Here is a 20,801-nt window from a genome sequence, read left to right on the forward strand (position 1 = left end):
AACCCCATATGAAGTATTTTTTGACAAACCGTTGCACTTAGTTTGACAATTCGCCACTCAAAAAATAAGGAGATTAGTTAATGCTAACAGAAATTATTAAAGAATTACGCAATAAGATTGCGGATCAAGAAGAAACAAGAAGTAAGAAAGCGGAAGAAACTCGCTCAATTCTTGAAAATAAGGAATCTACAGACGAAGAAATTGCTTCCGCTAATAAGGCTGCAAGTGAAGTTCGTAAAATGGACGACCAAATCAAAGCTGACAAAGAAAAGCTTAGAAATTATGAAGCCACTGCTAAGACTCCCAACAATCACAAAGAACCAGAAGGTAGAAAACTTAGTGCAGAAGATGAAGAAAAACGTTCGTTGAATGATTTCTTGCATTCTAAGGGTGAAGTTCGTGATGGTATCACAAGCCCTAATGTCGGTGTAACAATTCCAGAATCAATTGTTTATAGTCCTGAAAATGAAGTTAAATCAGCAACTGACTTATCTCAATTGGTTCAACACTTTACAGCTACAACAGCTAGTGGTGAATATCCAATTTTGAAACGTGCAACAGCAACACTAAATACTGTTGAAGAATTGGAAAAGAATCCTGAACTAGCAAAGCCTGATTTTGAAAAGATTTCATGGAAGATTAATACATATCGTGGTGCCATTCCTATTTCAAACGAAGCTATTCAAGATTCAGCCATTGATTTAACTGGATTAGTATCTAGAAATGCTCAAGAGCAAAAGATTAATACAACTAACGTTGCTATTTCAACAATTCTTAAATCATTCACAGCCAAAACAGTAGCTGGTGAGTCTGTAGACGATATTAAACATATTCTCAATGTTGACCTTGATCCTGCTTATAACAAGGTAATCGTTGCATCACAAAGTTTCTATAACTACCTAGACACTCTAAAGGACAAGAACGGTCAATACTTACTACATCAACCAATTGTTGATGGTTCACCAGTTACATTGCTAGGTGTTCCCGTGACTGTAGTTGAAGATACTGCCTTGGGTCAAGATGGAGAAGCTCATGCATGGATTGGTGATTTGAAACGTGCTGTTGTTATGGCTGACAGATTGGATATTCAAGTACGTTGGGTAGACAACGATATTTACGGTCAATATCTACAAGCAGTTACACGTTTCTGCGTTGTAAAAGCTGATGAAAACGCTGGTTACTTCTTAACACAAGGTGCAGCCCCAAAAGCGTAATGGGCGTAAGCTTGGATAATTCTTCTTTGGCATTAAAAGTCGGTGACACAGCCACTCTAAAGGCTACAATCACACCTGAAAATGCTGACAATTTGAATTATTCGTTTGCTACGTCCAACGATAAGGTTGCGACAGTTACGCCTAAAGTTGGAAAGGTAACAGCCGTTGCTGCTGGTACTGCTACTATTACGGTAACAACCGAAGATGGTTCAAAGACGGCTTCATGTGAAGTCACAGTAACTGCAGCACAAAGCGAAGCTCCAAAAGCTCCAGAAGCACCAACAGATGTGACATCAACAGCTACTAAAGATGGAGCAACAATTACAGCTAAGTAGCTAACAAATGATGGTACAGATTTATCCACAAATATAAAAATATAAAAGGAGGTATAAATTTTTGACAGATCGTTCAAAAGATATTGAAGTAGTTTATTTTAAAGCGGGGAACAAAGTCGCTGAAGGTAAAGTCGGTACAGGTAGTGCTGCTGTTACAGGATTAGCACCAGGTACAGTAGTTGCTGATGGTGACTATAAAGTTACTTTTAAGGACTCAGTTACAGGCCTCGAGTCAACAAAGGTTGATGTAAAGGGTTGGACAGTTCTAGCACCAGCACCAAGTCAACCAGCACAGGCACCAAGTGCTGTCGAGGAGAACTTGTTATTGAAAGCAGATACACCATTTAGTATGACAGGTAATAACACAGCTAACCAATACCAACAAATGTACGCGTTAAGCAGAAGACTAGAAAAAGGCACTAAAGTAACTTTAAACTTTGATGCTGTTTCTACTGCTCCTACGAAATTTATTGTCCAAACTGATGGCACAGATGGTGGAACTTGGACTAATTTTATTGCTGATACTGCCGATACTAAAAAGAAACATTATGAGGCAACCGTCACACTTGATGACTTTTCAGAGAAGGGTATTAACTTACGTTTGGACAATATTCCTTCAACATCAACTGTTACAATTTCAAACATGAAACTAGAGTTAGGTTCACATGCAACTGCATAGAGGAGGTTAGTTAATGTCTGAAGACACAAAACTTCTAACCGACCAGCAATTCAAAACTCTTAAGTTGTATTGCAAGATTGACCAGGACTTTGACGATGATGTTTTAAATGAACTTATCGAGTCCGCTGCTAGTGAAATTTCTCATGCTATTTCTGCAACTAAAAAGCCCAGTGATTATATTTCTGATCACAGGTTTTTTGTCGCTCTAATGAAATATGTAGAAGAAGATTACTACTACAGAGGAAATGGTTCGGAAGTTATGAGATTTCCACTTCAAAACACAACAATCAATAATGTGATTAACCAATTGCGTAGTGAGGAGGTAGATTTCGATGAGACTAACACACATGACTGAGCGAATTGAATTCCTTAGCAATAAAGAAGTTCAAAACGAGGACGGTGTAATGGTTCCAGGTACAGATACACCAATATTTAGCTGTTGGGCAGAAGTTCTTAACACACCAATCCGTGAGTTTAAAGACGCCACGACTAAAGTTGGTAATCGCAAGGAATCACCTAACTTCGCTATAAAATTTGAGCCACAAAGATTGATTGACTCAACTTGGAAAGTTCGCTGGCGTGGGTCTGTTTATGAAATTACAGGTATCGATGAAGATTTCGACAAACGAGACCTTACAAAGCTTGAATGTAAGGCGGTGAATGCTAAATGAGCGTAACAGGCGTGGAAGAATTACTTCACAACGTTCAAGTTTTGCAATCTGGATATGATCGTAAAGCACGTAAGGCAGTTCGCGAGGGTGGTGAATATTTCGGTGAAACATTAGCCGAGGATACTCCTGTTAGTACGGAAGACCATTCAGGCAAAGGTCCATTAAGAGACCATATGAAGGTTGGAAGTGTGTCACTAAAGACTGGTGAGTATGAAGTCCCAGTTGGTTATGACAACGTTAAAGGTCGAATTGCTCACTTTCCTAATAGTGGAACGTCTAAGCAAGACCCACAGCATTTCATCGAGAAAACTCAAGAAAAAACTAGAGATGGCGTGCTTGATATTTTCGTCAAGAACTTAAAGGTCGGTGATTAATTTGAACGAATATGACATTTTCAAAATGTTCGATTCAAACACCGACATTCAAGATTATATGAACGGAATTCGTGGGAGCAAAATAGACCTACCACAGATTTATGTAGGAACACCACAAGAAAGTTTTATCCAAAATTCTAACGCCCCGTGGATTCGTATTACTGCAATTCCAGGCGATGAAGCTTTATATGCTGACAATCGAAGAGCTATTGAATATCCACGCTATCAAATCGATTTCTGGATATTGCGATACAAAACTAAAGAGTTAATTAAGTTAGAACAAATGATTTACGAAAATATGTATAACCACGGGTATGAGCGTTATTACAAAAATCATACGCGCGATGTTGACATGACGGACCTACAAATGGTCCAAGGAAACTTTGAATATCAAGGCTTTAGTCCAAACGAGGACTAAGGCCTTTTTTAATACAAAAAATAAGGAGATTTATTAAATGGGAAAAGCAAAATTTGGTGCATCTAACTTCTATTATGGAGTTGTAGAAAATGATTTGGTGGCTGACGGACCTAAGAAAATGCCAGGACTAACCGAAGCCAAAATGGATTTGAAAAATGAAATGAAGGGTATTGCGGCTGATGATGGTCCATATGTAACTCTTTCTGGTGGTATTTCAGAAGCTACTTTGAATATTAAGCTATTAGATATCGCTTCCGAAGCAAGAAAAGATTTCTTTGGAATTGAAGTTAAGAATGGTGTTGAACTCTACAACAAGAACCTAAAGCCTAATGACATTGCAATCATGTTTGACACCAAAATGGATGACGGTACAAAGATTCACGTAGCAATGCTTAAGGGGAAATTCTCACTACCCGGTGTTGATACTAAGACCGTAGACGGTACTCCTGATCCAAGCAATGACGAAACTACAGGTACATTTGCTCCTCGTGGAGATTCAGAAGATGGAATGATGGTTGCAATTGGTCGTGAAGACAATGCTGGCTTTGACTTAGAAAAGTTTAAGAGATTCGTATTTCCTAAGACAGCAGACGACTACAATGCTTTAGATACACCACAAGCACCACAAGCACCACAAGATGTTAAGCCAGTGCCAACGACTAACGGCGCAGATATATCATCAAAATAAAAAATTAGAAAAGGAGACATTTAATTATGGCAGATCGCTCAAAAGATATTGAAGTGATTTATTTTAAGGCAGGAAACAAAGTCGGTGAAAGTAAAGTCGGTGAAGCTAGTGCTGCTGTTACAGGATTAGCACCAGGTACAGTAGTTGCTGATGGTGACTATAAAGTCACTTTTAAGGATTCAGTTACAGGTCTCGAATCAGCAAAAGTTGATGTGAAAGGCTGGACAGTTCTAACACCAGCGCCTGAAGCACCAACAGACGTAACATCCACAGCTACTAATGACGGAGCGGTAATTACAGCTAAGTAGCCAATAAGAGCATACTCCCTCTCTGGTAGCGGCGGTGGACGGAATTAAATTTATAGGAGAAATATATATATGGCTTATGAAGTTAAATTAACGATCAAGGGCGAAGAAATTCCTTTTAAACGTACAGAAACACCATTTTTCAAAGACACCACTCGTGCTTTGATTTTGCAACAGCACCAAGTAAAAATGTGGGGTAAAAAAGATGGTCCTACTGATGAAGATTTAATGAATAATGAAAAGGATGTTGCAAATTTTGCGTCCAGCTTTTTTAATAACCAATTTACGGCAAAAGATTTTATTGACGGAGCGCATTCAGAATCAACGATTGCAATTTCAAAAATTATTGATGAGTGCTTAGGTTCTAGTGATCCTGATGATTCTGATAAAACTAAATCAAAAAAATAACTGAGCAAACATTAAAGGACTCGCTTAATAAAATTGACGAGTTTTACAAATCCATGATGTCACAAGGATATAAGCTAAAAGATGTGGACTACATGACTATGGACGATGTAAAGCGCATAAATCATATATATGAAGAAAAGGAAACCACCATTGATAAGGCGTTTCCTTTTTTGTTTGCTTAAATTTTATAAGAAGGGGGATAAGATATGGCTGGATCATTAGGACATTTAGCAGCAACAGTAAGTTTAAACATTGATCCCTTTAAGCAAAGCTCATCAGCTTTAATGTCCACTATTAGAAATACTAATCAGGCTTTAAAACTGCAAGATAATTACGTGAAGGCTTACGGAAATAGTCTTAACTCAGTGAAATCGCATTATTCGACTCTTTCTCAACAGATGAGTAACTACGATGCCAAGTTGAAGAATCAAGAGGCTACATATTCCAGACTGACTAAACAGACTGCGGAAACATCTGAAGAACAAGCAAAATTAACGGCCAGACAGCAGAATGCCGCTTCCGCTATTAATAGAACTAAAAATTCCATGAATTTGCTTGATGCCGAAATGGGACGAGTAAAGCGTCAAATAGATCAGCAATCAACTGGTTGGTATAAAGCAGGAACAAATTTAAAGAAGTTTGGTTCTGCAGCAACATCAGCTGGTCAAAAAATGAGTTCAATGGGTTCAACTATGACCACGCGTGTTACAGCGCCTATTGTGGCTGGCTTTGGTTATGCCGTTAAGTCCGCTATTGATTTTAATTCTCAAATAAAAAACATTGGCCCATTATTACAAGCCAATGGTGAGAGTGCCGGACAAGTAAGACGTGAAATGACTCAAATGGCTAATGCTTCTAAGAAGTGGTCAGTTCAATACGGTATTTCCACAAAGTCCATTAATACAGGACTTGAAGAGTTGGTAAAGCGTGGATATTCCGCTAAGCAATCACTTGGAGCTATGCCAAGTATTTTGAATGCGGCTAAGGCTTCTGGTGATGATTTCAATACTGTTATGACCGTTTCAACATCAACACTAGAACAATTTGGTTTGAAGTCTAGAACAACAGCCGGGATGTTAAAAAACACTCAACGTGTAACCGATAGTTTAACTTATACAGCGAATGCAACCGCTGCTGGTTTCCAAGATATGGGTGATGCTATGACATATGTTGGTCCTACAGCTCACGCAGCTGGAATCAGTTTGGAAGAAACTGCTGCAGCGATTGGTTTAATGAGTAATCAAGGTATTGAAGGGTTAACGAGAATAATAAAAATCCTGCTCTCACTGGCCCGCTTAGAGAGTAATCTCTTTGAAAAAGAACTAATTCAATTCGGTTAACACTAAAATTATATATAATCACGTCAAGACCGAGCCAAGCCGTGTAGGAAACTCACGGAAGGTGTAACGACTAGATAAATTATCCTAAGCAAACACTACTATATAAATAATAGTGTTTTTTTGTATGGAAAAATATCCACGAAGAGTTAGCTCCAATTTTTATATTGGACGAAAATATAGTCTGAACATTATGGAAACATAATGAAGTACGAGATAAAGAACTCGTACGATAACACATTGCAGTCGCAGGTACAGCTTTACGTTCAGCATTAACAAGGTTGATGAAGCCATCGAAACAAAATGCAGCTGGTTTCAAGGAATTAGGTATTAACGTTGCTGATTTTAAGAAAGGCACGTTAACATTACCAGAGATTCTTAACAAAATTAAGACGAATACGGCTGGTTGGACAAAAGAACAGCGTGCAGCAGCTATTGCTACTGCATTCGGTACAGAAGCACAAGCTGGTATGAATGCGTTGGTATCACAAGGTGGAGACGCCTTAACAGATCTAACTAGCAAGACAGAAAAAGCAACAGGTTCTACTAAGAAAATTGCTGATACAATGAATAGCACCAAAGCCGCACAAATTGCAAAATTTAAGGAATCATTGCATGTTTTAGCAATTACGATTGGTGATAAATTAACACCAACACTTATGCCACTAGTTAAAGATGCAACTCAAGTTGTTAAATCATTTGGTAAATTAGATGCATCTACACAACGGACAATTGTTAAAACGGCTGCGTTAGCTGCAGCAGTTGGACCATTGTTGTCTATTTTAGGTGGGGCATCACGTGGATTAGGCGCATTAGGAACAGCATTCAGCCTTCCGGTATTAGGAATTAGCCGAATGGTTGGAGCTTCCAAACAAGGTGCCACAGGCTTAGGATTATTAAAAGCTGGCTTCAGTAAGACTGCTTATGAAAGTGGAAACTTTGCTACTAAAGCGGCTAAAACATCGGAATCCGTTGTAGATGCCGGTTCAAAAGTTGCAAGCACAGCCAATACGTTTACAACGTTTGGATCAAAGGCAGCAACCGCTGGTACTGCCATGCTTACTTTTGCAAGTGCCAATCCTGTTGCCGCAGTCGCTATTGTTGCTACTGCAGCCGCTCTCACATATGGAGCAGTTCAATTAGTAAAATATGGTAAAAGTGCTTATGATTCACAACAACGAATCAATCGCTGGGGATCAGATGTTGGTGCTAGTGCCGATAAATCACTATCAAAGATGCAAGGATTTAACCAAAAGTCTAGTTCTGCGTTACATGATTTTGATTCTAATGCCACTAAGAGTGCTGATTCTATTGGCAAGTCATTTAAAGGTATGAGTGATACTATTGGAGATTCAGCCGATAAGGCCAATAAGAAGTTAAAAGATGGCCTAAAAAATCTGCCGGATGATGTTGCCAATATTGTTAAATCCGCTGCCGCTAAACAGGAATCTGCTAATAACAAAATCAAAAGTAACGCTAAACAAACAGCAGATAACGTAAACGAGATTGTTAAAAACGCTGCAAACAAGCATCGTAGTTTAACAGATGACGAGAACCAATATATTCTCAATTCCAGAAAGAAAATGAATAATGATGAAGTACAGCTGATTGGACTTTCTGGAAAGAAAAAGATACAAGTTGAAAAAGCCTTAAATTCAAGTATGCGTTCTATGAGTATAAACGAGGCTGCTAAAAATTATGATTTACTTAGTGAATCAATTAAAAAGCAGAATGGCGTTTATAAAAAAGGTCAATCACAGCTAAAGGCTTTACGCAAAGGCGGTTTTCTGACTGAAAAAGCATATAATACCGCAATGGCAAAATTAAGCAAAGAGCATACCAACGACATCATGAACGAAGGCAAAAAAATGATTGAGTACGGTAAGAAAGCTCATCTTGTTCAAGGCGGTGTCTCTGATGATTTGAAAAGAATTGGATTATCATATGACGAAGTAGCAAAGCATACTGACAAATCAGCTCAAAATATGTCTACGGCAAATTCTCATATTGCTGACACAGCTTCGAAAATGGGAACAGTTGCTCGTAAGGCTGGTAAGGATTGGAACTCTATGGTTCTTAATCCTAAAACCGGAAAGATTAAGACTAATGCTCAACAAACCATTAGTGATACAGCTAAGACCAAACAAGGATGGGCGCGGCTTGAATTTGATTTGAAGCATGCAAAAATTAGTAGTAATGCTAAGTCAATGATTGGTGAAGCGGCTGTACAATCTGGACGTTGGGATAGCCTTCCTTGGAAAGAAAAGAAGTTAATGCTTCGTGTAAATCAAAAGGGTAAACAAGATTTAGTAGCTGCGGTTAAAGATATTAAGAATTGGAATCAATTAACGCCCAATCAAAAGAATGCAATCATCCATGCTAAGGGTCAAAAAGAATTGGCTTTAGCTATGATCGATGCTGGCGAGTGGAACAATCTACCTATGAAAGATAAGGAAGCACTAGTAAAGACTTCCGGCGAAAAAGATATGATTGATTTGCTTACTAAGACAGGAACGTGGAATAAGCTTAGTTTAACTGCTAAAAAAGCTGTAATTAATGGTAAAGGTAACGCTGAATTAGTTGACCAACTCAATAATCTAGGTCAATGGAATAAATTAACCATGCAACAAAAAGCCCTAGTTATTAATAACAAAGCAACTGCTCCAATTGTGGATGCAATGATAAAGGCTGGAACTTGGAATTCGTTAACTATGCAACAAAAGAATGCAGTTATTAATGATAAAGCAACCGCCAAAGTCGTTCAAGCACTACAAAAGGCAGGAGTTTGGAATAGTCTCGATTTGAAAACACAAAATGCAATTGTTAATGACGAAGCAACCGGCAAAATTATTAATGCATTAGCTGTAACTGGCAAGTGGCAAGGATTAGATATTGGCGCGAAGAATGCAATTGTTAATGATGATGCCAGCGCTCCTATTATTGCTGCATTAGTTCAATCTGGGCAATGGAATGGATTACCACTATCTGAAAAGAATGCGATTATCCATACTGGTAATTCAGCTATGGATTTAGCTAACTTAGTTATTTCATATGGTAATTTTAATGCTTTATCCGATGCTCAAAAAACTTTAATTGTTAATAATCAATCAGCCATGACAGCTTTAAGAGAAGCTGGATATGGATTACAGAGTTATAATTTAAGCCCCGCTCAAATCAAGCAATTAAGAGCCGAAAATAGAGATGTGATTTCTAAGACTAAAGTCGGTCAAACTGCTGTCGTTCATTTTAATGGCCAATCTGTTGAAATTAAAAAAATGAATGGTAACAATGTTGATGTTTTAGGCAAAATTACTACAGCTAAAAACGCACTGAATCAGCACAATGCAAAACATGTTAATACTAAGAACTTAAAAGGTAATGCTTCAGATGTGGTTAATAAAGTAAATACCGGTAAAAGATCGCTTGGTCAATTTAACGCAACACATCCGATTCCAAAAACGCTGCTAGCAAGCGATCATGCTTCCGGACCCGCTAGAACAGCTAAACGAGGAGTAGATGCGTTTCCTATAGGAACAAAAGTTATGAACCTGGTTACAAACTCTATTCATAATTTCTTTTCCAATTTTGGGAAGACGAAGAAAGAAAAAGGTGACAATGATTTTACAGAAGGTACTGCTATGGTTAATGACCAACGCGGGCCTATATTCCGTGAAATGATTAGATTACCTAACGGTGATACATTTGTACCTCAAGGTCGAAATGTGATCATGGCATTGCCTAGACATACACAAATCATTCCGGCTAGACAAACTAATAAATTACTTGGAGGCATTCCGCAGTTCGCAAATGGTACTCCAGGGTATTCACGAGTAATTAAGCAGTTTACTGATCTAAGCCCCAACTTGTTACAAGCTGGTGACACTGTGACTACTAATAACAGCCGTGGAGATAGCATCACTAACGCGCAACAATTTCATATCAATGTGACGGTCAATACCAAGTCCAATGATGGAGAAAATATTGGCCGTTTAGTTTCTGAACAAATTGAGCGTCAATTCAGACAGCAATTTAATAATCAATCTGATGCATTTGGAGGTGGATCAATAGCGTAATGAAAAAAGGAGACTTTTTAATAAACGGAAAAACAGGGATGTTAGAATTAAATTCTTTTCTTGAATCCTATCCAACCATCACAATTCCAAAACGAAAGAAAACTTTTCAAGCAATAGAGGGTGCAAGCTCTCAAGCAATTTTAGATGAAAATGCTTATGATAATCGTGAGATCAACTTGAGTATAATCGTCCGTGCAAATAATGAACTCGACCGTACAATGCGCGTTTCAGCACTGGTTTCAGCATTCGATTCAGCTAATTATATTGATTTTACATACTATGGAGAACCTAATTTTACTTATAAAATAACTAATGCAGATGTGATTTCACAGGTAAGATTATCACGTATTTCATATTGGACACAGCTAACTTTGAAGCTATCTGCTCAAGCATTTAAATATTATGTTCCCGAAAGTTCATTTGACGTTAATGGAACGATTGAATTATTTAATCGATTTGAATATGAATCAAGTCCATTGATTATAATGACAGGCAATTCGGTAACGATTAATAATGAAACTTTTAATTATAACAATTCAGGATCAACTATAAAAATTGATTGTGACGAAGAGCAACAAGATGTTTTCGATGATTCTGGGGTAATTGAAAATGCCTATGATATTACACAGAAATTTCCAAAATTAAGAAGTGGTAACAATACCATTTCTTTTACAAGTGGAAAAATATATCCACGATGGAGGACAATTTAAATGAAACCAATGCTATTGAATTCGATTGACGATTATCCAAAATCTGGATTAGGTCGAATTACTACCGCAACGAATCAAGATGTACATGAAGTTTTAAATGGAGATTACACATTTTCATTTGAAATGCTTGTAACTGATAAGCTTTTTAGTAAATTGAAAGAAGAAATGATAGTTGCAACGTCTGTATCCACAATGGATACGGACTTTTTCTATGTCAAAAATATATCAACTAAAAATCCCGGTACTGTGAGTGTTACATGTAATCACGTCACAATGCTTACTAATGAAAATTACGTTCGCGGGAAACTAAGTATTGATGGCAAGTCCGCAAAAGCTGTATTAAATGAGATGGTCAATAGACTTGACCTACCAGGTCAAAAATTCAGTTATTCAACCGACATTGATAAAACCATTGGTAAGACAGACATTGTCTATACTAATTACAATCCTGGTCAAATTTTAGTTGGTGAGAATAACTCACTTGTCAGTGTTTTGGACGCTCGTTTAGTTCGTAAAGGTATGAGCTTAAAACTCACAAGCAAGAATACAGGTCGTTATATAGATTTGAGACACGGTAAGAACATCGCTGGTGTCCAGATTGATAGCAACATTGATAACTTGGTAACTTCAATTGTTCCTTACTACACAGTAAAGGCTGTAGAAGTTAAGGACGATAAAAAGGTAACAAACACTGACGGTTGGACATTTAGAAAAGTTAATCAAGGCGGAACGGTTACAATTGGCGATAACAACGCTATCGTTTACGACGATAAAAATGTAGCCGATGCATCTCGTAGCTTAGCTGCTAAAACTGACTGGACAACGGATATTCAACGTACAAAAGGTGACGTAGTTCAATATCGTGTCGCTACTAATATGTGGGTAGATTCTAAAGCCGTCACTTTTAACGGTGAGTTGGGAGATGTTATTGATTTTCAATCACCAACGAATGCCAATGATTGGACTGTTAAGGAGATTACTGACGGTGTCGTAACAATTGGCAATCACAGAGCTAAGATTTATTCAGATGCAAATACTGTTGATGATAGTAGATTGGTTGAAGTTGGAAGTTCCTGGTACACAGACAAGCAACGTACAAAAGACGGAATGGTCGAATATAGAATTGCTACCAATCAGTGGGTCAATGCTAATGATGTTGATTTCAAAGGAAAACTTAGTTCTAGCGCTGACAACGGTCAAGGCTCGGTTAATACAGATGGCTGGACAATTAAGCGAATCAATTCAGGCGGGGTAGTTACTGTTACGTCAAGCTTTGGAACAATTTACGATGATAACAACACTAGCCAAAGCCGTGGCTTAGGGAAAGATAGCCAGTGGTCAACTGATCAAGTTAGAACTAAAGGCGGAACTACTCAATATAGAGTAGCTACAAACATGTGGATTGGTTCTGGTGATGTAAGTTTCAATGGAACAGTTGGAAGTGTCATTTCTGGTTCAACTGCAAGTCCTAGAATGATGATGGCTAGAATGGTTGTATCGCAAAACCTATCAGGATGGACAATTAAACGTGCATCAGGAACGTTTGCCGTTAATTCAAATGGAACAATATACAATGATGAAGGTTCTGTAACTACTAATAGAATGTTAGCGGCTAATTCAAAGTGGGCTACGGATAGAGTTAGAAGTAATGGTTCAGACACTCAATATAGAGTAGCAACTGATATGTGGGTTTCAATTTCTGGAAATTCCTTTGATGGCAAGACGTATGAAGTTATTTCAGAACCCAAAGCAAGTGGAACTAATACATCAGGTTGGACTATCAAGTCTGCTACGGGTAGTGTCAAAATCGTTGATTCAATGGGCTTAGTTTACGATGATAACAACGTATTAGATAGCGGGCGTGGTCTTGCCATTAATTCACAATGGGCTATCGATAAGGAACGCGAGAAAAATGGCTTAATTCAATATGAAATTGCCACGAACATGTGGGTCAACGCAACTAATGTTAGTTTAAACGGTTCAATTGGTGGAGTTATTTCAAAGCCTGTTGACCCAGGGCCGGTTGATGGCTGGATAGTAAGAGAAGTTAAAAATGGAGTCGTTACTGTAGGTGATACGGTAGCAACTATTTATTTGGATTCAAACGATAAAGTAACTAACCGAGAACTAGCACCTCATACACCTTGGGTAACCGATAGACAGCGACACAAGGACAATATTTATGAATATAGAGTAGCCACTAATATGTGGGTACTTTCATCAGATGTAAGTTTCAAAGGTGAACTTGGGAAAGTTATATCTGGTACAGAAGAAGCTAGTAAAGCAGTATCTATTCCTGAACATTTGCAATATGGTCCGGAAGTTTATAGTCCACTTTTTAACACTTACAAACTTCCACACAGAAAGTATGTTGACTATTCAAGCAGAGTTGAAAACATTCCAGATTTGATAGATGTAAGTAGTAAATATTTTATTGAAAATCCAGACATTGATAAGCCAGCCTACACAATTAACATCACAGTTGCTAATGCTAATCAAAAACGTGTAGTCAATGCACAAATTGGTGATATAGCACGTATCTATGATCCAAAATATGGAATAACTTCTGATGAAACAATCGTAGAACGTCACTTTGACCCTGATTTAAACGTTAACAAGTCTTTGAAAGCCGGCAAGATTCAACAGACTATCTTTAGATACTTGGATAAACGTATTAAAGATGCTAGTCAAAAGACTGATGAAGTTAAATCACAGACAACCAATGACATCAGCAATGTGGAAGATAATGTAGCGGCTATTAATAATGACGTTTCAGATATCAAAGACGATGCAATCGCTAATAAAGATGAAACTAACCAGAAGTTAGATGAATCTGAACAAAGGGCACAAGATCAAATTAACAATGTTAAAAATACGGTATCTAAAACACAATCTGATATGACCAATTTCATGAATAGTGGTGGGAATAATAAAATTCGTTGGATTCCTACTTTAGCAGAAGCCACACAAATGGAAATTACAACTCCATATGGTTACTGGTTATTAGACGATCATGGAGCAGGTTTTCATAGCAATAATGGAAAGGTTATGACAGGCTTATCGGCTGACGGTCGTGTATACGCAGACTCAATAACTGGTAATACTTTGACAGGTACTAATATCACTGGTGGAACGATAACTGGAGGCGTAATTAAAGGTGCTCAAATATTCAGTAGCTCTTTAAGAACCGATTCGAGTATCCAAGTTTTGAATAGCTCGGGTGCGGTTTCAACCTCAATTGCTAGTTATGGGATTTCCACGCCTTCGTTGACTGTTAATCAGCTAGATGGTGTCAATATGATTAATACTCATAATATGACAGTTTCCAATACTGCTAATATTCAGTATTTGCATGTTATGGGAAATATTGTTGGCAATGGAAGTGGATTATATTTAGGCGGTCCAGTGTATGTAGATGGGAGACGAATTTAATTGAAAAAACTAGATGTAAAAAAAATAACCACAGTCAGTAGTGACGTGGCTATAACTAAATATCAAGCAGAATACGCAAAGGTATTTCAACAGAATATTTTGTTGTCTGCACAAAACGAGAATCAGCAGAACCTTATTGAATATCTTTTTAACAAGGTTCCCGAAGCATTTCCAGATGACTATTTAATTGAGGAGGAAAACAATGACATTAACGAGAACTAAAACAATTTATATCAATGGAACCAGTAAAGACGGCGATCGTATTCTAGGCAATTTTAACGCTAGTTTAAGTGAAAACGGTCAAATGAGTATCAATGAAACTGTCAGCGAGAGTACAAATTTAGATACTGTAGAGGCTGATTTCAACGAGTTCAGAGAACTAGCAAAGAATGAATTGAAGAAGTTTAACGGTCAAGATACATCAGGAGATAAAGAAGTAGTCGCTACCACTTCTGATAATGAAGCAGTTAAGGATAGTGAACCGATGGGTTCTAGCACTAAGATTGACGACAAGCCAGAGACTGATACGCCCGATGAAGCTAAGGTACCAGACGTAAAGGATGGTGAAACTAAACAACCAATTCCAAATGAAGAAACTAAACAGCCTGTTGCAAGTGAAGAGGTTAAGCAACCCGTTTCAGGTGAAGAGATTAAGGAGGCTACAAAATAGATGTCAATATATGAAATGAGTCTTGATTTAAAAAAATCATTACCTATTTATAGTGATCCAATTGTGTTACGTCAAGGTGATACAAACGTTGGAATTTTAGTACATGTTTTTGATAACTCTACTCCTAAAAATTTAGAAAACTTACATATTGAATTCCATGCTGATAAACCAGATGTAACAACGATTGATGATGATGAACAAAGCCATTTTACTATTGGTACTGATAAGGAATCATTTACATATACGGTTCCTGATGAACTAACCGATGCTTCAGGATCAACGACCAACACGTACTTTAAGATTGGCAATGATTCCACCTCCGATTTCTATATCCACATTCTGACTAAATCCGGTATGGAAAAGCTGGAATCTGGCGATTATATTTCTAAAGTCGATAGAATATTTAACCACGTTATGTCGGATTACGCCGCCATCAATGATATTTCTGCAACCGGTAAAGGAACATTTGATACAGCGTTAGCGGACTCTAAAAAAGAAATGAAAGATTTAATGGATAATCTTAACGCTGAATATGTTCAGTTTATTAATTCCAAAACTACAGATTTCAATACGTTTTTAGCTAATTTAGATAGCCAAGCAACAGATGTTAAAGCCAAATACACCGCTTTGAAGGCTCAACTAGACGCTTTAGAGGTTCCTGTTAATGCTGTTGGGACTAACTTACTATTAGGAACTAGCAAAACATTAAATACTGTGACTAATGCAACTGGCTGGAACACTAATCTGCCGGTTTATCAAGCATCTATGAAAAAAGTTGATAGTGATACAACTTATACAGCTAGGGCATGGATATCACCAGCTTCAAATTATATGTGTGTTCAAGTAGTATGGAAAGACGCATCTGGTAACGAACACTTTGGTGGTGGTAATTGGATATCCGCTGGCACATCTGGATACAGCACTTGGACAGGTACCATTCCTGCTGGCAATATTATTGATCGTGTCGCAATAGTTTTTTCTGACCAACAATCAACGGCTTCAAGTGTTTCATACTGTGAAACTAAGTTAGAAAAAGGTTCCATAGCTACTGACTGGTGTCCTAATCCAGCAGAAATTTTAACACAATCGGATTACGCAAAAATAAAAGCAAATCAACCAGATTTATCGGGTTTTCAAAAAGCTAGTGATGTTCAAACGGCCATTACAAATGCTTTGAGCGATGTTAATGCTAAAGTAAAAGAATTGGAAACGAAAATTGATAAACTTAGTTAAGGAAAACAATAAGAAACAGGTGAGGTAGAAAATGAAGTTAGAAACTTATAAAACATTACCGATTAATAGAAGTCCAATTCGATTGCTGAAGCGTGATTATCTTGCCAGAATGGATTTTGACCTAGTAGGTTTTCCATCTGGTAATGCTGTCAAATTCAAAGCATTGTTACCTGATGGACAAGAGTACGAAGACGATGATTCATCACACTTTAGAATTATAGGCAGTCAATTAACATATCGAGTTCCTCGCAGTTTAAGTGAAAGCTCTGGCTCATTAGTCAGTGCTTTTTTTGTTATCAACAATGTGGAGAGTTCAAGATTAATGGTTCATATCACAGAGCCAAACGACACTCGATCTAATGATTATGTTACCCAAATGGATCGTATCATGAATCATGTTTTGTCTGATGCAATTCTAATCGATGAAATTTCAACCAACGGTTCGGAGATTATTGATGCTAAAACCGATGAGCTAATCAAACAGATTACCGATTGAACAAACACCACATTGGAAAAGGTTAATACAACTGTTAGTAGTTCTTTGACATCAATTGCTGATGTCAGAGCCGTAATTGATAAAGAGATTGACGCTGATAAAAATAACTTTACAAGCAAAATGGCTGATGTTCAATCAAGTATTGATAAAGCTAATGATACGATGCAATCTTTGACGAAAACACTTGATGCAACTAAGTCTGAAGTAGGCAAAATTGATGTTTCTCAAGTGCAAAATGATGCTAAGTCCGCTAAAGACGCCGCTAATGCAATTCAAAGCGAATTGGGAAACGTTCCAACTGGCTCAACAGTTATGGATGAAATTGGTAAATCTCAAGTGGTAACTGGTGCGACTGTTAATGGAAAAGATGTTGATATTAGTAATAAAAAATTACAAATCACACTACCTAGTCCAGATCTCAATGGATATGTAAAAACTGAAACATTGGAATCGTACGCTAAGACGGCAGATGTCGATACAAGGCTAGAGGATTATGCAAAAACTTCGGCACTGAGTTCATATGCTAAGACAACAGATGTCGATACGAAGCTAAATGACTACGCAAAAAAAGGCGAAATAGTTACTGAAAACTCTATTGAACTTTGGAAAGGAACCGAAACAGAGTTCAATACTATTACAAGCAAGGATAGCGGAACTGAATACAACGTACTAAACAGTGATGGAACGGTTAAGAATATTTATATTGGAAACAATTCTATTTATTCTGAAAAGATTCCAGCTGGAACTCACTTATACACGAACAAAAATCTGTGGAATGATTCAAAAAAGAATTGGAATATTTCTCAATCTTATAATTCTAGCAGTGGTTCTAATTTCGATAGAAAATTTTCAATAGATGAAATAGAAAATGGCATTTATGTGGGGCTTACGGCCTATATGTTAACGAATAATGATGCTTATCCTACTATGGACATTCCTTTAGAGGGGGATAGATTAAACATTTCAAAAGCAAATATATTGTTTAGTAATATAGATTACTACTATTTTATTTCCAAAGAACGCTTAGCATCTAGCCTTTATCAAACTCAAGATTTAGGTTTTGCATATAGAAGAGAGACTGTTTTTACAACAGATAGACCACACTTACGAGATAAATCTGGATCTTGGCAAATGTCATGTACATGGGAAACTAATGGAAGCGTGGGCTTAAATTTTGCATTCTATGGAAGTAAAAATATGATAAGTGGAATTAATACCAGTCTTTATATGCCAGATGTAAAAAATGGTTATACAACTATTAGTGTAGCTAATTGGGCAATGGTTGATGAAATTATAGCAGTTTAAAGAAAGAAGCGATGTAAATTGAAATATTTGAAAAAGAACCATTCGTTGTTCCTTACGGGAATGGAAACCGTAGCGTTAGGATTAATATTCCTTGGAAACGATAATTTTATTGATAGACCATCAGCAGCCCCAGCATTTATCACCACTGTGGACGATCCACCATTTGCTATAGCATTGATGATTATTGGACTATACGTAATGTTTTCTTGCTTGGGAGTTCTAAAAAAACCGGTAAAAGAGATTATTGTATTTTTACTTCTTTTTGTTTGGACTTTCTACCTGATCATTTTTGCGATTCATGATATTGACGCCCCCGTACTAATGCCAAATTTCACTACAATATTTATCTTGTTTATAGATATTCGAATGCTTTTTGAAGCTTTCTGGAGTGAACCTTAGTGGGGCAAGAAACGATAAGAACCTTGATATCTGCTATTGGCGGGGCGGTAATGACGGGGGTATTTGGTGTATGGCTACAGAGGTTAAAAAATCAGGGGTCTAATGAAAATATTTATGCGGATCATACGAATGATCTTTTTAAACGACTAGATAGAATCACTAACGAAAGAGATGATTTAAAAGAGCAAGTAATTGAGCTGAAAGCACAAGTTCAAAATTTAAATATTGTAATTGATTCATTAAATGAGCAGATGGCAAGCCTTACTGCTCAGCTAAATAAATTTACTAAAAAGGAAGAAGAAAACTAATGCAAATTATTGAAGGATTAAATTTGATTGATGTAGCGCAACTAACTATCATCGCTGTTTTGTGTTATGTCTTAACAAACTCAGTTAAAAATACTAATACCATTGACAGCAAGTGGATGCCTTTTGTGTCAATGGGTCTAGGACTGGTGCTGGCAATTGTAACAGCACTAGTATTTCACGATAAGGAAATTGGAAAAGCAATTATTGCCGGTCTGCTTATTGGTGGTTGGACATCGGGTATGTTTGACGGAGTTCAAGGATTTTTAAATAATGGAGGTAAATAATAAATGAATTTTGATATCGATAATACTTACGAATTAGGAGCTAATGAGGGCTCATCTCAAGTAACAAACAGTAAATACATTGTCCTACACGAAACAACAAATATTGGTGCCGAAGCTAACGCAAGCTACTTCAAAAATAATTGGGCAACAACTCAAACTTATGTCCAATATGTTATGGGCGATGGTGGAAAAATCTACCAAGTTGGTGCTGATGGCTATGAAGCGTGGGGAGCTGGTAGCTATGCTAATGCAAATTCACCAGTACAAATTGAACTTGCTCGCACGACTGATAAAGCTACTTTTAAGAAAGACTATGCCACTTTCGTAAACTTTGCTCGTACTAAAGCTCAACAATACGGTATTCCATGCGAACTAGATGGTTCAGGTAACGGAATTAAGACTCATGAGTGGATTTCAGAAAATATCTGGGGATCACATACTGATCCAGTTCAGAGCTATTTAGAGCCGTTCTGGGGAATTACACAAGAACAACTAGCGCATGATATTGCAGTTGGCATTGAAGATGTAGTAGAGCCTAAGAAGACATTTACAAATGTCAATAATGTTGTAACCACACTCGAGGGCGATGTGAAGGCTTATGCTACTTATAAGCTCGATGGTTCAGCTAACTCTACTACTGATATCGCACCAGGTACAGGGTGGGTTTCTGCCGGCATTGAGATGATTAATGGTGAGCCACAGTATTGCATTGGTAGAGATATTTACATTCCACAATCAATCACAACTTTTAAGGGTGAAGTTTTGATTAATTCTGACATCCCTGTACATGCTGTTAACTTAAAAGGCGAAGTAGTAGGTGCTAACTTGGATGGTGGTTCAGCTTGGAAATATGCAGCGGTTGTTAACGTTCCTAAGGTTGGTTACTGCTACAAGATTGCCACGGATATGTATCTACCACTCAAATACGCTCAAGGTTCGGGATTTAAAGGTTAGTTTCGACACTTTTAAAAGAGTGTATAAAACTTAACTTATACAAAATTAATGTATACACTAATGCACAAAGTAAAGTAAAGCAAAGTAAATAATAATCAAGATTCAGAACAATTAGTCCCCACTCAATATGAGTGAGGGCTTTTTTTATTTGTCTAAAAATAATCAAAAAAATCATTGCATGGTAGATTGCAAATTTAATTCAATTATTTTTATACAAAAAAATCGCTAGTCAATTAAGACTAACGATTATAATTTGCATTCCCACTTTATTTTTTTCGTGACACACTCGTGACACACTTTTTTCATAATTATCTGTGATACATCGAAACTTTTAAAATATAAAATGTTGATTTATCAGCATTTCGGGGGTTATCGAAACGTATCGAAACTTATATAAGCGAACTACGAGAATCGAACTCGCGACCCCGGCTTGGGAAGCCGGCATTTTACCATTAGACTAAGTTCGCATTTCACATCTTATTCATTATACAATATTTTGTCGAAGAAT

23 protein-coding genes and 1 tRNA gene are annotated in these 20,801 nt (G+C 37.2%); 23 read left to right on the forward strand and 1 reads right to left on the reverse strand.

What is annotated here, in order from left to right:
• Window positions 1-80 precede the first annotated feature (80 nt).
• The 23 genes from FD29_RS03980 to FD29_RS04090 all read left to right on the forward strand — a co-directional run bounded on the left by FD29_RS03980 (window position 81) and on the right by FD29_RS04090 (window position 20,293).
• Window positions 81-1,214, forward strand: coding sequence for a phage major capsid protein (locus FD29_RS03980; RefSeq protein ID WP_057887670.1), 1,134 nt, complete (start codon window positions 81-83; stop codon window positions 1,212-1,214).
• A gap of 26 nt (window positions 1,215-1,240) precedes the next feature.
• Window positions 1,241-1,549, forward strand: a complete 309-nt coding sequence (locus FD29_RS03985) for an Ig-like domain-containing protein (protein ID WP_235804256.1) — start codon at window positions 1,241-1,243, stop codon at window positions 1,547-1,549.
• A 61-nt stretch (window positions 1,550-1,610) separates the two neighbouring features.
• Complete coding sequence (locus tag FD29_RS11535; protein WP_057887671.1) at window positions 1,611-2,228, forward strand: hypothetical protein; 618 nt, start codon at window positions 1,611-1,613, stop codon at window positions 2,226-2,228.
• A 13-nt stretch (window positions 2,229-2,241) separates the two neighbouring features.
• On the forward strand, window positions 2,242-2,583 hold the full coding sequence (locus FD29_RS03995) for a head-tail connector protein (RefSeq protein ID WP_057887672.1): 342 nt from the start codon (window positions 2,242-2,244) through the stop codon (window positions 2,581-2,583).
• Entirely contained in the window at window positions 2,561-2,899 is a 339-nt protein-coding gene (locus FD29_RS04000) for a phage head closure protein (RefSeq protein WP_057887673.1), read from the forward strand. Before FD29_RS03995 ends, FD29_RS04000 begins: the two co-directional genes overlap by 23 nt.
• Window positions 2,896-3,273: an HK97-gp10 family putative phage morphogenesis protein gene (locus FD29_RS04005; RefSeq protein WP_057887674.1), complete on the forward strand. Its 378-nt coding sequence runs from the start codon at window positions 2,896-2,898 to the stop codon at window positions 3,271-3,273. Before FD29_RS04000 ends, FD29_RS04005 begins: the two co-directional genes overlap by 4 nt.
• Before the next feature lies 1 nt (window position 3,274).
• Entirely contained in the window at window positions 3,275-3,691 is a 417-nt protein-coding gene (locus FD29_RS04010; protein ID WP_057887675.1) for a hypothetical protein, read from the forward strand.
• Window positions 3,692-3,728: 37 nt separating this feature from the next.
• Window positions 3,729-4,379: a major tail protein gene (locus FD29_RS04015; protein ID WP_057887676.1), complete on the forward strand. Its 651-nt coding sequence runs from the start codon at window positions 3,729-3,731 to the stop codon at window positions 4,377-4,379.
• A 26-nt stretch (window positions 4,380-4,405) separates the two neighbouring features.
• Window positions 4,406-4,687, forward strand: coding sequence for a hypothetical protein (locus tag FD29_RS04020; RefSeq protein WP_057887677.1), 282 nt, complete (start codon window positions 4,406-4,408; stop codon window positions 4,685-4,687).
• A 69-nt stretch (window positions 4,688-4,756) separates the two neighbouring features.
• Window positions 4,757-5,092: a phage tail assembly chaperone G gene (gene gpG, locus FD29_RS11375; RefSeq protein WP_147007903.1), complete on the forward strand. Its 336-nt coding sequence runs from the start codon at window positions 4,757-4,759 to the stop codon at window positions 5,090-5,092.
• A 206-nt stretch (window positions 5,093-5,298) separates the two neighbouring features.
• The gene (locus FD29_RS04030; RefSeq protein WP_057887678.1) at window positions 5,299-6,432 is read left to right on the forward strand and encodes a phage tail tape measure protein; all 1,134 of its coding nucleotides are present in this window, start codon (window positions 5,299-5,301) and stop codon (window positions 6,430-6,432) included.
• Between the two features lie 236 nt (window positions 6,433-6,668).
• Window positions 6,669-10,502, forward strand: a complete 3,834-nt coding sequence (locus FD29_RS04035; RefSeq protein WP_268872001.1) for a phage tail tape measure protein — start codon at window positions 6,669-6,671, stop codon at window positions 10,500-10,502.
• Window positions 10,502-11,212 (forward strand): phage tail domain-containing protein, encoded by a 711-nt coding sequence (locus FD29_RS04040; RefSeq protein WP_057887680.1) that lies wholly within the window; start codon window positions 10,502-10,504, stop codon window positions 11,210-11,212. Before FD29_RS04035 ends, FD29_RS04040 begins: the two co-directional genes overlap by 1 nt.
• A complete protein-coding gene (locus tag FD29_RS04045) occupies window positions 11,213-14,644 on the forward strand; it encodes a hypothetical protein (protein WP_057887681.1) in 3,432 nt (1,143 codons plus the stop codon).
• The gene (locus tag FD29_RS04050; protein WP_057887682.1) at window positions 14,645-14,866 is read left to right on the forward strand and encodes a hypothetical protein; all 222 of its coding nucleotides are present in this window, start codon (window positions 14,645-14,647) and stop codon (window positions 14,864-14,866) included. It abuts the gene before it with no gap.
• A complete protein-coding gene (locus FD29_RS04055) occupies window positions 14,847-15,314 on the forward strand; it encodes a hypothetical protein (protein ID WP_057887683.1) in 468 nt (155 codons plus the stop codon). The genes FD29_RS04050 and FD29_RS04055 overlap by 20 nt, the downstream gene beginning before the upstream one ends.
• Entirely contained in the window at window positions 15,315-16,547 is a 1,233-nt protein-coding gene (locus tag FD29_RS04060; protein WP_057887684.1) for a BppU family phage baseplate upper protein, read from the forward strand. It begins immediately after the preceding gene.
• A 31-nt stretch (window positions 16,548-16,578) separates the two neighbouring features.
• On the forward strand, window positions 16,579-17,043 hold the full coding sequence (locus FD29_RS04065) for a hypothetical protein (protein WP_057887685.1): 465 nt from the start codon (window positions 16,579-16,581) through the stop codon (window positions 17,041-17,043).
• 12 nt (window positions 17,044-17,055) lie between these two features.
• On the forward strand, window positions 17,056-18,348 hold the full coding sequence (locus tag FD29_RS04070) for a phage upper tail fiber protein (protein WP_057887686.1): 1,293 nt from the start codon (window positions 17,056-17,058) through the stop codon (window positions 18,346-18,348).
• 18 nt (window positions 18,349-18,366) lie between these two features.
• A complete protein-coding gene (locus tag FD29_RS04075) occupies window positions 18,367-18,747 on the forward strand; it encodes a hypothetical protein (protein ID WP_057887687.1) in 381 nt (126 codons plus the stop codon).
• On the forward strand, window positions 18,747-19,055 hold the full coding sequence (locus FD29_RS04080; protein WP_057887688.1) for a hypothetical protein: 309 nt from the start codon (window positions 18,747-18,749) through the stop codon (window positions 19,053-19,055). Before FD29_RS04075 ends, FD29_RS04080 begins: the two co-directional genes overlap by 1 nt.
• A complete protein-coding gene (locus FD29_RS04085) occupies window positions 19,055-19,339 on the forward strand; it encodes a holin (RefSeq protein WP_057887689.1) in 285 nt (94 codons plus the stop codon). The genes FD29_RS04080 and FD29_RS04085 overlap by 1 nt, the downstream gene beginning before the upstream one ends.
• 3 nt (window positions 19,340-19,342) lie before the next feature.
• On the forward strand, window positions 19,343-20,293 hold the full coding sequence (locus tag FD29_RS04090; protein ID WP_057887690.1) for a peptidoglycan recognition protein family protein: 951 nt from the start codon (window positions 19,343-19,345) through the stop codon (window positions 20,291-20,293).
• 396 nt (window positions 20,294-20,689) lie between these two features.
• On the opposite strand, the gene FD29_RS04095 is transcribed toward FD29_RS04090, so the two are convergent.
• Window positions 20,690-20,760 (reverse strand) — tRNA-Gly (locus tag FD29_RS04095).
• Window positions 20,761-20,801 lie beyond the last annotated feature (41 nt).

It is taken from the genome of Companilactobacillus mindensis DSM 14500 (assembly GCF_001434275.1).
Taxonomy (GTDB): Bacteria; Bacillota; Bacilli; order Lactobacillales; family Lactobacillaceae; genus Companilactobacillus; species Companilactobacillus mindensis.